Annotated in this window: 13 protein-coding genes; 3 read left to right on the top strand and 10 right to left on the bottom strand. The window is 45.0% G+C overall.

Annotated features, from left to right (window positions below; translation table 11 throughout):
- Positions 1-17 precede the first annotated feature (17 nt).
- Both ACC612_RS00775 and radA read right to left on the bottom strand, forming a co-directional pair.
- The gene (locus tag ACC612_RS00775) at positions 18-698 is read right to left on the bottom strand and encodes a phosphoglycolate phosphatase (protein WP_371852549.1); all 681 of its coding nucleotides are present in this window, start codon (positions 696-698) and stop codon (positions 18-20) included.
- Positions 699-735: 37 nt separating this feature from the next.
- Positions 736-1,713 (bottom strand): DNA repair and recombination protein RadA, encoded by a 978-nt coding sequence (gene radA / locus ACC612_RS00770; RefSeq protein ID WP_371852548.1) that lies wholly within the window; start codon positions 1,711-1,713, stop codon positions 736-738.
- A 194-nt stretch (positions 1,714-1,907) separates the two neighbouring features.
- Between radA and ACC612_RS00765 the strand changes: the two genes are divergently transcribed.
- From ACC612_RS00765 to ACC612_RS00755, 3 genes are read left to right on the top strand one after another with little or no spacing between them, the layout of a single operon-like run.
- Entirely contained in the window at positions 1,908-2,366 is a 459-nt protein-coding gene (locus ACC612_RS00765; protein WP_371852547.1) for a phosphopantetheine adenylyltransferase, read from the top strand.
- A 43-nt stretch (positions 2,367-2,409) separates the two neighbouring features.
- Positions 2,410-2,742 (top strand): hypothetical protein, encoded by a 333-nt coding sequence (locus ACC612_RS00760; protein WP_371852546.1) that lies wholly within the window; start codon positions 2,410-2,412, stop codon positions 2,740-2,742.
- Positions 2,742-3,578 (top strand): TIM barrel protein, encoded by an 837-nt coding sequence (locus tag ACC612_RS00755; protein WP_371852545.1) that lies wholly within the window; start codon positions 2,742-2,744, stop codon positions 3,576-3,578. Before ACC612_RS00760 ends, ACC612_RS00755 begins: the two co-directional genes overlap by 1 nt.
- Here ACC612_RS00755 and ACC612_RS00750 read toward each other — a convergent pair.
- From ACC612_RS00750 to mutS, 8 genes are all read right to left on the bottom strand, one after another.
- A complete protein-coding gene (locus ACC612_RS00750) occupies positions 3,575-4,966 on the bottom strand; it encodes an energy-coupling factor ABC transporter ATP-binding protein (RefSeq protein ID WP_371852544.1) in 1,392 nt (463 codons plus the stop codon). The two genes, ACC612_RS00755 and ACC612_RS00750, sit on opposite strands and share 4 nt — an antisense overlap.
- An 8-nt stretch (positions 4,967-4,974) precedes the next feature.
- On the bottom strand, positions 4,975-5,757 hold the full coding sequence (gene cbiQ / locus ACC612_RS00745; protein ID WP_371852543.1) for a cobalt ECF transporter T component CbiQ: 783 nt from the start codon (positions 5,755-5,757) through the stop codon (positions 4,975-4,977).
- Between the two features lie 183 nt (positions 5,758-5,940).
- A complete protein-coding gene (locus ACC612_RS00740; RefSeq protein ID WP_371852542.1) occupies positions 5,941-6,231 on the bottom strand; it encodes an energy-coupling factor ABC transporter substrate-binding protein in 291 nt (96 codons plus the stop codon).
- Entirely contained in the window at positions 6,228-6,935 is a 708-nt protein-coding gene (locus ACC612_RS00735; RefSeq protein WP_371852541.1) for an energy-coupling factor ABC transporter permease, read from the bottom strand. The genes ACC612_RS00740 and ACC612_RS00735 overlap by 4 nt, the downstream gene beginning before the upstream one ends.
- Positions 6,936-7,157: 222 nt before the next feature.
- On the bottom strand, positions 7,158-7,742 hold the full coding sequence (locus ACC612_RS00730) for a cobalt-precorrin-7 (C(5))-methyltransferase (protein WP_371852540.1): 585 nt from the start codon (positions 7,740-7,742) through the stop codon (positions 7,158-7,160).
- Positions 7,739-8,755, bottom strand: a complete 1,017-nt coding sequence (locus ACC612_RS00725) for a cobalt-precorrin-5B (C(1))-methyltransferase (protein ID WP_371852539.1) — start codon at positions 8,753-8,755, stop codon at positions 7,739-7,741. Before ACC612_RS00725 ends, ACC612_RS00730 begins: the two co-directional genes overlap by 4 nt.
- A 41-nt stretch (positions 8,756-8,796) precedes the next feature.
- Positions 8,797-10,629: a DNA mismatch repair endonuclease MutL gene (mutL, locus tag ACC612_RS00720; RefSeq protein WP_371852538.1), complete on the bottom strand. Its 1,833-nt coding sequence runs from the start codon at positions 10,627-10,629 to the stop codon at positions 8,797-8,799.
- Position 10,630: 1 nt separating this feature from the next.
- Positions 10,631-13,291 (bottom strand): DNA mismatch repair protein MutS, encoded by a 2,661-nt coding sequence (gene mutS / locus ACC612_RS00715; protein WP_371852537.1) that lies wholly within the window; start codon positions 13,289-13,291, stop codon positions 10,631-10,633.
- Positions 13,292-13,682 lie beyond the last annotated feature (391 nt).

Genomic DNA, 13,682 nt, shown 5'->3' with positions numbered 1-13,682 from the left:
TTTGCCTATTCTGTTTTTTAAATAAGGTCGTGTTCTTTGAGGTAGGTTATGCCTTCGGCTGTGCCAGCCCCATAAGATGAAGAAGCAGTAAAATTGGCAATTTGTTTCAATTCAATATCGGCGTTGTCCACAGCTATGCTGAAGCCTGCGAGCTCAAGCATTTCTATATCATTTACAGAGTCACCTATGGCAACAAAATCCTTCGGCCCAATACCCATCAACTCTGCAGCTTTGATAAGACCTGTGCCTTTGTTGATCTCCTTGCTCTTGATATGAATAGCAAAATGCGTGTCAATGATCTCCACTTTAAAACCGTAATCATGAAGCATTTGCCTTGCATGGCCTACGTCAAAGTTCCTTCTAAGCACTATCTCTGTCTTGCGATGCTCTGAATCCAGTTTAATCAGGTTGAATTTATCAGATAAGATATCAAAAGCCCTTTGACACTCTTTAATAGATTCAGACATGATAGGAACTGTATCAAAACCGGGAGATACAATACCACCGTTTTCGGCTATCACGATACCACCCACACCTATAAGCCTTGCAGCAGCATGCGCATAACAGAGGATATTACCTGTGGAAAGCACCACAGGTACATTGAGATTACGCAGGCTCTCAATTGCGATCAGATCGAGTTTTCTGTCCATGGAAGTAATTGTGCCGTCAATATCAACTGCAATGGCTTTGAAGCTCATGCAGGTAAATTAGAAAAAAAGTTTAAAAACCTGCTGTTCAGGGATCACGCAGGCCGGCTGTAGTAACTGAGATCACTGCCTCAGCGTCAGGAAGGTTTGGGGCATCCACAAGCTTGACTATTCTTTTGTCACCCTTGGATTTACGCATATATAACCTAAATGTAGAAGTATGGCCGAGTATGTGCCCTCCTATGGGCTTTGTTGGATCGCCAAAGAAGGCATCCGGTTTTGCCATGACCTGATTTGTTACCAAGACCACAGCGTTGTTGAGGTCACCGAATCTCTGGATGTCGTGGAGGTGTTTGTTGAGCTTTTGCTGCCTGTCAGCAAGGGTCCCACGCCCTATGTACTCAGCCCTGAAATGCGCTGTCAGGGAGTCAACTATGAGTAGTCTCACCGGTTTGTCAGAATCTTTGAGCTGATTAGCAAGTTCCGATGCTGCATCCACGAGCAGGATCTGATGGTTTGAGTTGTATGCCCTTGCCACATGTATGTGCTTGAGGAATTCTTCTACATCATAGTCTTCACCGTATAACTCTGAAAGGCCATCTACCATCTGTTTTATCCTCTCAGGCCTGAAAGTGTTCTCGGTATCTATTATTACCACAGAACCATCCAATCCTCCTTTTTCACGGGGCAACTGTACATTGACAGCTAACTGGTGAGCAACTTGAGTCTTACCTGACCCAAATTCGCCATATACCTCAGTTATGGCCTGGGAGTCTATTCCTCCTCCCATGATATCATTGAACTCTTTGCAACCTGTTGAGAGCTTACCTACCAGCTTCCTGCGTTCCATTACCACATCACCTGTCTCAAAACCACCTATATCAGCAGCTTTACGAGCTGCCTGGATGATCTTAGATGCTGTAGACTCACCTATATCAGCAGTAGCCGCAAGTTCTGCGGGAGAAGATACAGCAATGGCCTCTACGGTTGAAAAGCCTGCTTCCACTAGTTTTTGTGCTGTTGCGGGACCGACATGGTCCAGATCCTCAAGTAGTATTTCTGACATTTAAAGACTCCTTATGGTGCACATGTTAACTTCCGGTGCACAATTCGATGAATTATTGGTCTTTAGAATATATATACATGAAGAGAGCGGAGTGAAAGTAATAGTATCGCTAAATAGACAAACTAATTTTACAGTTACAACTACGTACATTTTCAGGCAAACATTTATTTTATAAAATACCCTTTATACCACCAATGCCCAAAGTAGTAGTCGGTGGAACTTTTGAGTGTCTTCATGATGGACACAGGAAACTATTAAGAAAAGCCTTTGAGCTTTCCGGCAATGGAGAAGTTGACATAGGACTCACATCCAACGAAATGGCAAACAAGCGCCCTCGCAAGATACCTGATTACAGTATTCGTAAGGAAAGGGTCATTAGATATATAGATCAAATTGCAGAAGGCCAAAAGTACACTATTATAGAGCTGAATGACTCCTTTGGAAAGACCCTTACAAAGGATTACGACTACATTGTAGTTTCTCCTGAAACATATCCTGTTGCCCTGAAAATAAACAAACTCAGAGCCGAGAAGAGCATAAAGGATATCGAGATCGTAAAGATAGATTACGTCCTCGCTGAGGATCAGATACGTATCTCTTCCACAAGAATTGTGCAGGGAGAGATAGATATCCACGGGCATCTGAAGGGTTAAACCGGAACATAATTTTATAAACTAGCTTTTACAACTAAAATCCATGAGCAGAGTATTCAGCGACATGGATAAGCAGATATTCGACAAGCTTGCACCCGAACTTAGCGGGAACACAACATCATCAGCAGGACATAATTATCCTTTCATCCTCAGACCAATATCCCACAAGATAGCAGAATCTGCTGAGGATTTCAGGGAGAGAATGGAGCGCCTGAATGTGGAAGAATTGGATTATCTGGTGAAACTTGCACTGGAAGACAAAGAAGACATACACTCTCTTGAGCCTGAAGATATCGACACTATCATGGAACTGGTAGAGCAGAAAATATCTGCACAGCGCATGAAAGAACTCAAACAGCATCTGGGCATAGTCTGATGAACCACAAAGAATTACTGTTTGGTACAGCCGGTGCACCTTACTCCTCAGCTAAAGGCACCACGATAGAAGGCATCCGCAGAGTGAAGGAACTTGGGCTTGGGTGCATGGAAATTGAGTTCGTGCGCGGAGTAAAGATGGGAGCTAATTCTGCAAGAGAAGTGCAGAAAATAGCCACATCTGAGAATATAGCCCTTAGCGTGCATGCACCATACTATATCAACCTGAATTCACCTGAACCTGAGAAGATAGATGCAAGTATCAAGAGGATATACGACTCTGCACTCATAGGTTCCACCTGCGGAGCTCACTCTATTGTATTTCATCCCGCCTACTACCAGAAAGATAAGCCAGAAGACGTATTCTCCAATGTTCTGCAAAAACTGCAGGAGCTCACAGCCAAAATGGCTGAAGAAGGAATTGATGCGATACTAAGACCAGAAACCACAGGTAAACCAACACAATTCGGTAGCCTCGATGAAACACTCAATATGTGCAGCCAATTGGAGAAAGTCTTACCATGTATCGATTTTGCACATCTGCACGCAAGAAGCAATGGCAAAGAGAATTCCTATGAAGAGTTCGCTGCTGTATTTGAGAAAGTCGAAAACGGGCTTGGAAGAGAAGCTCTGGAAAACATGCATGTCCATATTTCAGGTATTGAATATGGACCAAAGGGAGAAAAGAACCACTTGCGTCTGCAAGAATCCGATCTTAAGTACGTTGAACTGTTACAGGCCTTCAAAGACTTTCGAGTAAAAGGCCTTGTGATATCCGAAAGTCCTGATAATGAAGGAGATGCTTTGCTTCTCAAAAAAACATATAGGGAGCTTTAATTACCCTTAATGTGATGCTCTTCTGAAGGTTGAACGCATGATACCTGCCCGGTGCAGGCTGTTGCAAGAGAGGAAATATCCCCATTCTCATTTATGATATCAACATGGATATTGATACCGCTTTCTCCAATATAATGAGTGATACGTTCAAATGCATGGTAGATCATCCCTCCATGTGTGATTATAAGGCACCTCTGCCCACAGAGAGCATTGAGAATGGAGCGGTCGATGACCCCTGAAGTGATATCAAGGTGTATGTCATCCCTTTCAGCTATGAGTTTGCTCCTTTTGCCCATGGCACCCACAGTATCCACATCCCCGTTGGCGATGAACAAACGTAGGAAGCCAGCATCATGATGGTCAGTATCATAGATCATGATAGAGCCTGCACGCACGTAACGCCTGCTGAGTTCCACTATTGCCATACAGTCTTCATGTATGTGGAGTACCTTACCATTTACAGCCTCCATAGGATAGTTCAGTGCAAACTCACCGTGAAGCAGCCCCAGGTTCACACTATCCCCGACTTTAACATCAGGGGAAACTTTTACCCACATTAGCTCCGGCTCTTTTAGTATCCTTACAAGACCCGGAATATCCTTAGGACAGCCATTTGTCTTGACAAGACTGCGCCTGCGTAGTTCTTCATGCACTTCAAGGATCTGGGGCTTTCTCAGATAAGCCCTCTGGAGAAGTTCCTCATTCCTGAAAATATCTTCAGGCGTTCCTTCTCCGATCATCTGGTGATTGGTCATGATGAAAACATAATCCGCCCATTTATACGCCAGATCGACATCATGGGTAGAGATGATTATCGTTTTACCAAAATAATTCAGTTCGTTCAGAAGGTCCATAACCTCATCCGCACCCACTGGATCCAGATTTGACAGAGGTTCATCGAGAATAATAACCTCCGGCTCCATGGCAACAATACCTGCAATGGCAACTCTCTTTTTCTGACCTCCGCTTAAGTGATGCGGGGGTTTTTTCTTAAGCGGGTTGAGCCCCACATAATCAAGGGTACTCTGCACTACAGAATTGACTTTCTCCTTAGAGTAACCCAGGTTCGTGGGACCAAAAGCCACATCCTGATAAATGCTGGGTGCAAAAAGCTGGTCATCAGAATTCTGGAATACAATGCCCACATTTTTCCTAAGTTCACGCAGGGATTTTGCATCGTACTTAACAGGCTCACCGTGGAAAAATACCTCGCCTTTCTTTGGGACCAGTGTGCCGTTAAGGGTAAGAAATAGAGTTGATTTCCCGGAACCATTGCGGCCTACAAAGGCTATTTTTTTACCTATATCGATCCTGACGCTCACATTATCCAGGGCAATTGTGCCGTCCGGATAACTGTATACAAGATTCTTGGTTTCCAGGATTGTCATAATATACCTCAGATAAGAAGGACGTGTCTCGTGGAATAGAAAACTACAAGCACTAAGATAAAATACGCGGACGTAAATGCCACTTCGGACCTCTTTATAGGACGATCCTCTTCCAGCAATATAAGCCTGCCATCATAGCACCTAGAGTTCATTGAAACATAAAGTTTTTCTCCCTGCTCCCATGCCCTTATGAAAAGAGATGTGCCCAGCATTCCCATAGACCTAAAAGAAGTCTTAAAATCCTTGTAACCCAGCCTGACGGTCTGGGCGTACTTGATACCCATTGCCACTTCCATGAAGACAAAGATATACCGATACATCATCATGGCTATCTCTATGAAAGAATCCGGGAAACGTGTTGCTTTCAGTACGGAGAAAAGTTCAATCATAGGAGTTGAAAGCGAGAGGAAAAAAAGGCAAGACATGCCGCTGATGGTTCTGGCAAGCACTAAGAAAGCCATGTTAAGACCGCCAACGGTAACAGCAAATCTGTGGCTGAATATATCAAAACCAAAAACTTCACTGCCGGCTCCTGAAAAGAAAGCAATGATCGCAGCGCTTACCATAACAAATCCTGCAGGTGCAGCAAGAATTTTAAAGTAGAACTTTGCAGGCACCTTGCTGAAATGAATCGTTGCAATGCTCATGCAGAGAGCTATAATAAAAGGTGTGACAGGAGAATTGGAAGAAACACCCATAATTATCCCGAAAGCTGTTATGGCGATTTTGAGCCAGTTGTTCTTTTCTCGCAGGGGACTGTTAAGGGCGTAATCATCCAGCATTTGAGTCATAATGTTTCCTGCTCTGCCTCTTTTTTAAATCAAGCAAATTTGTTTTTATAAAAAAGCTCCATTCTAAGGAGGATTAAAAGTCATATTAGATAAGAGTTCCGTTTTATCATGGCAACTTTGAAGCATGAGAATTTAGACTTAAGATGCCGCAAGGATATTAAAAAGGGCTTCACATGAAGCCCATTACTGCCCTGCTTTGTTCTTTCCCCTATAGTAGCCAAAGAAGTATCCTATAACTAAGGCACCGATTGCCGCCTGAAGAGCAAAGAGCAAGCTTTCGATCTCTCCGCTTGGAGGCTCAAAGGTAGGAAGCCCAGGGTCCCAAGGTTCGTAATTAGGATCAATGGAAGTTATTACATTCTCTGCCTCACCATCTGCTCCGCCAAACTCGGCATCTGGATGGACCGCAATTCCATAGAAGAACTGGACTACGAAAAGAAGCAGAATTGCACCTACAATATACTCCAGCTTCATGCCATAGCCCCCTTTAGCTTGTTCACTGCATCTGATGTGAGAACCTGTAGATTTACAAGTACATCACTCTTGACCTGAACCACATACTTCATGATAAGAGCTGTGAGCGCACCTTCCATGATAGCAAGCGGAACCTGAGTAGTGGCAAAAACTGCCGCAAAAGCTGCAAATGAAGACATGAAACCTGATAATGTGAGGGCTCCACCTGCTGGGAAAGCCAAAGCAAGCTCAACAGAGGTTGTCACATACGTCACCCAGTCAGCTATTGCTGTTGCAAGGAATATGTTTAGATAAAAGTTCATATTCATTTTTGCAGCTGCCTTATAGAATGCATAAGCCACAAAAGGACCTACTATACCCATAGATGCTACATTAGCACCAAGTGTACTGATACCGCCGTGGGCAAGGAAGAGGGCTTGATAAATTAGAACAATCAAACCAAGCACAGAAGTGATTGCAGGCCCGAAAAGTACTGCTGCCATACCTGTACCTGTGGGATGGGAGCAACTTCCGGTCACTGATGGAAGTTTTAATGAGGATAGTACAAAAATAAATGCACCAGCAACTGCTAGCAGAGGCACTACCTCCCGGCGTTCGCCCACGAGTTTATTCAAGCGATACATACCGAATAAAATAATGGGTATGGAGAAAACGAACCATAACTGCCACCAAGGTGATGGCAAGAAACCTTCGAATATATGCATAATTATCACCTTCCTATCGTTTTCCAACTAGATAATCAAGTTAATTTGAGTTAGGTAAATGTGACTAACGTGTTATTATACATAAAGGTAACGATTCTTGTTTCAAACGATTAAAGGTTTAGTAGTAAAAGAGATAGATATACCCCATAACTTAATCAATATTACAGAAAGGAGCTGCACATATAACAAAGTATAAAAAAATGATTCAAGATCAGATAGAACTCAGTGCTGCACGACCAGAAGACAATACATATCAGACTCTGCAAGCGGAGGTTTTTGTACAGAACCAGCTACTGCTCGTTCTTCAGGATAACCGATGTTCTCATAAAGACAGATCTTTGCCTCAACACCCATTTCACGCAACAGGTCAGCCACTTCCTGCGAACCAAAATTCTCTGCGGGCAACAGAAATATGTCCTTTCCGAGTTCGACCTCTCTTATGAGAGCCTCCCTGGCAGGTGATGGGTCACGCCCATGTGCCGTGATCATAGCAAGATTTGACATCTCTACATGAAAACGGGCACATGATGCCTGAATTGAGGAGACACCTGTGATCACCCTGTCGTTTTCACCAGCGAACTTCCCAAGCCCAGAGAACATAGGATCACCTGTAGAGAGTACTACAGCATCTGCTGGCAGCAGATGAAGCTCCCTGTAGTTCTTGATGATATGAGTTTCACAATTGATGAAATCCTTTACAAGCTCGATGGACCTGCCTGAACCATAAATCACAGGAGCATTACGGATGGCTTCAATAGCCTCCTGAGTAAGCATATTAGGACCAACGCCCACGCCTACAATAATCATGCCTTTTCCCCACTGTCCATGAGCACTGTACCATCTCTATCTACAACCACGACCCTTGCACCATTGGCTTTTTCCACTGCCATATCAAAAGCCTTCTTAAGCCTCTCGTTACCCGGGTCCAGTTCCAGCATTTCGACCACAGTGGCATAACCGCTGCCTTCGAGCATATTAGGGTTCCCCCACTTGAGGACAAGACCGGGAAGCCCACAAATAATAACATCACCCTTAGCTGCAGCTACAGCTTCTGATATACGGCTGCCTGCAAGTACAACAGTATATCCAGGGAATAGCATGGTGGAATAGCGTATGCCGATCCTGCCAGTAGTAAGGACAACCTTATCGGCACTGCGTATCAGATCCTCTTTCATCTCACCCAGATGGTCGTTCCAGGGCTCCACAAAGCCAGTAGTACCTAGTATGGATATGCCACCTTCAACACCAATACGGCTGTTCAGTGTCTGTTTGGCGACCTCTGCGCCGCGAGGCAAGGACAAAGTGACCTCAGCACCCTCAAGACCAAGTTCTTCCACAGCTTCAGTAATAGCTGCCTTTATCTGTTGCATGGGTTTGGGATTGATGGCCGGATAACCTTTCTTTGATTCCAGACCATCCCTTGTAACGATACCGATGCCCTCGCCGACCATAATAAAAATTCCATCGGCCTCTCTGGCATCTGCTACAAACTCAAGGCCACGAGTGATATCGGATTCATGATCATTATATATCTTCACAGCAACTGCATGACCATTAACAGCATGCACATCCATCTCAGCCCGCAACCCTACAGGTGTAGGCACAGATATATGTGAGACAGGCTTGCGTAGTGAAAGTACTGCCGCCTTGGCTGCAGCTGTTGCTGTTGTCCCGGTGGTGTAGCCCCTCTTTAGCACAGAACCATCGCTTAAGAGGACAAGTCTTCCATTTTCAATACCTTTTATTAGCTCGTCCCTGGGTACTTTGGAACGTGCAACCCACTCGTCTGGGATCTTGGATTTATTCACCGGGTCTATCATTGAAAACTCAATTGTGGTACAAAGTTATAAAAGTAGCGAATTCATCCTGTTCTTTTGAACATGCGGTCCAGTTCTTCCCTTGTGAAAGATATCATTGTCGGACGGCCATGTGGACATGTATATGGATTCTTGCATTTCTTAAGCTGGCGGATGAGGTCGGCCATCTGATCCTTATTGCACACTGCACCTGCCTTTATAGCAGCCCTGCAAGCCATGGTACTGAAAACATGATCATATATCTCCGTATCATCCTTGATCCTGCCAACAGAGAGCAGATCAGATACAATGTCATGTATCACATCGGGACTTTCCATCCTGCCGAATATCGTAGGCACTGTAGTAACTACATAGGTACTTGGACCAAACTCGGAGATGCTGAACCCCACCTCTTCCAGAAAGGGAATGAACTCCTCCAGGATTATCTTCTCCTTAGGATTAAGCTCAAGTGTCACAGGATTCATAAGCTCTTGCCATCCCATATCCCGGTAATCCAGCACCCGTTCATACATGACACGCTCATGTGCAGCATGCTGATCTATCAGCAGCAGTTTTTTCTCCACCTCTGCAACTATATAGAGGTCCTCAAACTGGCCCATTATCTTCACATCATCTGCAACGAAAGCACTCTCTTCTTCACGAGGAGATGCTTCCAGCCTGGACTGAAGGCGTGAGCTTGCTTTGAGCCGTCTTTCAGTATCCTTTGCAGGAGGATGATAAGAAGCTGGTTCTTCAAGAAGTTGAGATGAAGCCTGTATCTGTACCTTATTTTGGAACTTAGTTCCTTCCTCATCTTTCTCTTCGTACAACACCTTCTGAACAGGAATAGGCTTATCCTTTACTTTAATTTCAGGAACAAGATGAGTTGAACGTAAGGCTGAGTCTACAGCAGCAGTAACAGTATCCATGATCTCTTTCTCATGGCTGAGCCTCACTTCTGTTTTACGCGGATGCACGTTCACATCCACAATCTTAGGGTCGATCTCAAGATTGAGGAAAGCTGCTGGATACCTACCCTTCGGAAGAAGAGTGTAGTAACCAAGCCTTATGGCGTTGCTTATAGCTTTTGAGGAAATGCTGCGCCCATTGATATAGAAGGACTGTAGATCAGAACCGCTGCGACTGAGTTCAGGTTTGGAGATATATCCCGAGATTTTTACAAGATCATTTTCCCATACAACTGGCACCAGCGATCTGGCAACCTCTGCACCGTGGATGTGCACAATGTTATCAAACATATTATTGCTGGCAGGAGAACGTAAAACAACCTTGCCTTCGTTCAGGAGAGTAAAAGAGATATTCGGATGGGCTATGGCATAGTTAGTAAGGACTTCAGTGATATGTGCCAGCTCGGTACGGCTGCTCTTCAAGTACTTTCTCCGGGCAGGAGTACTGTGAAACAGATCAGCCACATCCACAGTAGTACCCACCGGAGCGCCTACTTCGGAGAGGGACTCTACACCATCACTGCCTGCTGTCACCTTTGTGCCTGCCACATCCCGGCTCCTGCGGGTGATGAGGGTAACTTTTGCAACAGCAGCCATTGAGGAAAGAGCCTCGCCTCTGAATCCCAGTGTACGGACAGTTTCCAGATCATCGATGCTGGAAAGCTTGCTAGTAGCATGTTTCTTGAAAGCCATAGAGGCATCCGCATGGCTCATACCACAACCGTTGTCCCTGATGGATATTCTCTTGACACCAGAGCCTTCTATTTCCACTTTTACCTCAGTGGCTCCCGCATCGATAGAATTGTCAAGCAACTCTTTCACTGCAGAGGCAGGTCTTTCTATTACTTCCCCGGCAGCTATCTTGCTGATAGTGGCCTCATCAAGCAGGTGTATCCTGTTGCTGTTCACATCACATGCATCATCGACCATATCATTCCCCACTTTCATTCAGTAATTTCTTAAGGCTATTGAGCCTGTTCAAAGCATCAACAGGAGTAAGAGTATTAACATCAAGAGACTTCAGCTCCTCCAGTACAGGATGCTGTACATTGGCTTTAGGAGAACTACCACCATCGAACAGCATAAGCTGTGTATATCTGGCAGTACTCTTACCCTTGCCTTTCTTTGGCCTGCCCTCCCGGTTGATAGCACTCTCACTTTCTATCTCCTTTAGCACTTCCTTTGCGCGGGAAGTAACAGCATGAGGCACACCTGCAAGCCTTGCCACATGAATACCGTAGCTCCTGTCAGTGGCCCCTGGCACAATCTTACGCAGGAACACCAGATCATCGCCTTCTTCTTTCACTGCTATGTGTAGGTTCTTTACCCGCTTGAGAGTGCCTTCCAGTTCAGTGAGCTGGTGGTAGTGAGTAGCGAACATGGACCTCACACCCACCTTACTCTTATTATGAATGTATTCTACAACAGCCTTTGCGATACTGTACCCGTCGTAAGTGCTTGTACCCCTACCAATCTCATCCAGCAGCACCAGGCTTTTTGGAGTGGAATTGTTAAGGATGTTGGCAAGCTCCACCATCTCCACCATGAAAGTACTTTGTCCGCTGGCAAGGTCATCAAAGGCTCCTACCCTTGTGAAGACCCTGTCCACTATACCTATGGAAGCATGGGAAGCAGGCACGAAAGAACCCACCTGTGCCATGATGACAATGAGCGCTGTCTGCCGCATGTATGTAGATTTACCTGCCATATTGGGACCAGTGATCAGCAGAAACTGGTTATCCTCGCAATCAATCTCTGCATCGTTAGGTACGAAACCACCCGGAACTGTACTTTCCACCACAGGATGACGGCCATCCCTGATAAGTATCCTGCAATCGCTTGTAACTGCCGGCCTGACAAAGTTATTATGTACAGCAACCTCAGCAAGGTTCACCAAGACATCGAACTGCCCTATGAGAAAAGCAGCCCTCTGCAACTGCTTTGAATAGGAAGCAACAGTAGCATTGATCTCGCTCAGCAGTTCATATTCCAGAGCATGCGCCTTCTCATCTGCATTGAGGATAGAAGTTTCCATCTCTTTAAGTTCTGGAGTGTAAAAACGTTCGGCGTTGGCCATGGTCTGCTTACGAATATAATCATCCGGCACCTGAGAGCTGTTAGAACTGGTAACTTCCAGATAGTAGCCGAACACTCTGTTGTAACCCACTTTCAGAGATTTGATACCTGTCCTTTCCCTTTCCTTTTGCTGGAAATCGGCCACCCACTTTTTGCCGTTGCGGGAAAGGTCTTTGAGTTTATCAAGTTCGGTATTGTAGCCGGGTCTGATCATGCCACCTTCCCTAACACTTAGAGGGGGCTCATCAACTATGGCATTGCCTATGAGTTCCACAAGGGAACCAAGCTCTTCAAAACCCCGCAATTCCCCTATTACATTTCGGATAAGCGCAGAAGAAATATCTTCTTCCATACATTGAATCAGCAGAGGTACTGCCTCCAGAGATAGTTTCAATGCAAATAAGTCTCTTGCATTGGAATTACCATACATGACCCTGCCTACAAGCCGCTCGATATCCTTTACATAAGAAAGGTTGGAACGTAGATCAAACCTCACCAGCGTCTTACCGGAAAGTTCCTCCACAGCATCAAGGCGTTCATTTATTTCACTCACGGATATCAGAGGTTTTAGCAGCCATTTCTTAAGCATCCTGCCGCCCATGGGTGTACTGGTCTGGTCCAGTATCTTAAGGAGGGATGTATCATTACCCTCGCCCCGGACATTATGAACAATCTCAAGATTGCGCAGGGTGATAGAATCCAGGATCATGAACTCGGATTCAGAATATGTGGATAGTGACTGCACATGTCCCAGTTCCCTCATCTGGGTTGTGATGGCATAGTTAAGGGCAGCTCCGGCAGCGGCTATTGCCTGAGGCAGGGTATCGCAACCCATGCCTTCCAGAGTAGAAACACCGAAATGCTGCTTCAGATGTTCTCGTGCGTTAGTTGTATCGAAGGCCATTTGATCGAATTCATGAACTATGACTTTTAGTTCCTCAATGCGCTGCATTAGGTGTTCATTACCATAGAGATGTAACGGAACTATACATTCAGCAGGCAGCATGCGGGCTACTTCGCTGGCTATCCTGTCATAGGGTGGCTCATCGAAGAACTGGGTTGCCATGAACTCACCGGTAGACACGTCCAGGAAAGACACACCGAAATCGTCATTCTTCCCTGATAGTGCCATGAGATAATTGTTAGTGGCATCGCTGAACATGGATGGGTCTATGGCTGTGCCGGGTGTGACTACACGCACAACACCCCGTTTCACAACTCCTTTGGCTAATTTGGGATCTTCAAGCTGCTCACATATGGCAACCTTGTAGCCTTTCTTGATGAGGCGGGGCAGATATGTATCAATGGCATGATACGGTATGCCTGCAAGAGGCATGTTCTTGCCGTCCTCCCCTTTGCCCCGGGTGGTGAGAGTGATCTCCAGCTCCCTGGCAATGGTCTTCGCGTCCTCTCCGAAAGACTCATAAAAATCCCCCATCCTGAAAAAGATCAGGGCATCACTATACTCTTTCTTTGCCGTATAGTACTGGTGCATGGCGGGGGTCATCTTGCTCATGGTGCTGTGGTTTATCTGTGTGGTACTATTTTAGTGCTTTCATGGGAAAGAGAAAAGGTAGTGCCATATTTTTTCTTGAATATATGAAAAATGTTATACTCAATAGATAATGGAGCTAATGCACAGAGGAAAGAGTTAGGAACTTAAATATTCTCAAGAAAATTAGCATGCATTAGACACTGAATAAATAGTTACACAAAGAATACAATAAGTATAGTTTCAGATATTATTGCACGATCTGATTCTTAATGAAAAAGAAGGGGTGATTTTTTTTCCCTATATGCAAAAATGATTTGCAAACACGTTAACTATATAACATATCATAAATATTGTGCTTTGTGTAAGGGGTTCAGAGATCTTGACGGAACACTTGAACCCCCTACTGCCCAAA

The organism is Methanomethylovorans sp. (assembly GCF_041447285.1).
Lineage (GTDB): Archaea > Halobacteriota > Methanosarcinia > Methanosarcinales > Methanosarcinaceae > Methanomethylovorans.
The sequence above is the reverse complement of the archived record's forward strand: the minus strand, read 5'-3'. Positions and strand labels throughout refer to the sequence as shown.

Bases quoted from the DNA above. Each gene is read 5' to 3' on its own strand.
- mutS (WP_371852537.1), bottom strand. From the start codon at position 13,291: ATGAGCAAGATGACCCCCGCCATGCACCAGTACTATACGGCAAAGAAA.
- ACC612_RS00730 (WP_371852540.1), bottom strand. From the start codon at position 7,742: ATGATTATTGTAGGCGTGGGCGTTGGTCCTAATATGCTTACTCAGGAG.
- ACC612_RS00740 (WP_371852542.1), bottom strand. From the start codon at position 6,231: ATGAAGCTGGAGTATATTGTAGGTGCAATTCTGCTTCTTTTCGTAGTC.
- ACC612_RS00750 (WP_371852544.1), bottom strand. From the start codon at position 4,966: ATGACAATCCTGGAAACCAAGAATCTTGTATACAGTTATCCGGACGGC.
- ACC612_RS00755 (WP_371852545.1), top strand. From the start codon at position 2,742: ATGAACCACAAAGAATTACTGTTTGGTACAGCCGGTGCACCTTACTCC.
- ACC612_RS00765 (WP_371852547.1), top strand. From the start codon at position 1,908: ATGCCCAAAGTAGTAGTCGGTGGAACTTTTGAGTGTCTTCATGATGGA.
- ACC612_RS00760 (WP_371852546.1), top strand. From the start codon at position 2,410: ATGAGCAGAGTATTCAGCGACATGGATAAGCAGATATTCGACAAGCTT.
- mutL (WP_371852538.1), bottom strand. From the start codon at position 10,629: ATGGTCGATGATGCATGTGATGTGAACAGCAACAGGATACACCTGCTT.
- ACC612_RS00735 (WP_371852541.1), bottom strand. From the start codon at position 6,935: ATGCATATATTCGAAGGTTTCTTGCCATCACCTTGGTGGCAGTTATGG.
- ACC612_RS00725 (WP_371852539.1), bottom strand. From the start codon at position 8,755: ATGATAGACCCGGTGAATAAATCCAAGATCCCAGACGAGTGGGTTGCA.
- cbiQ (WP_371852543.1), bottom strand. From the start codon at position 5,757: ATGACTCAAATGCTGGATGATTACGCCCTTAACAGTCCCCTGCGAGAA.
- ACC612_RS00775 (WP_371852549.1), bottom strand. From the start codon at position 698: ATGAGCTTCAAAGCCATTGCAGTTGATATTGACGGCACAATTACTTCC.
- radA (WP_371852548.1), bottom strand. From the start codon at position 1,713: ATGTCAGAAATACTACTTGAGGATCTGGACCATGTCGGTCCCGCAACA.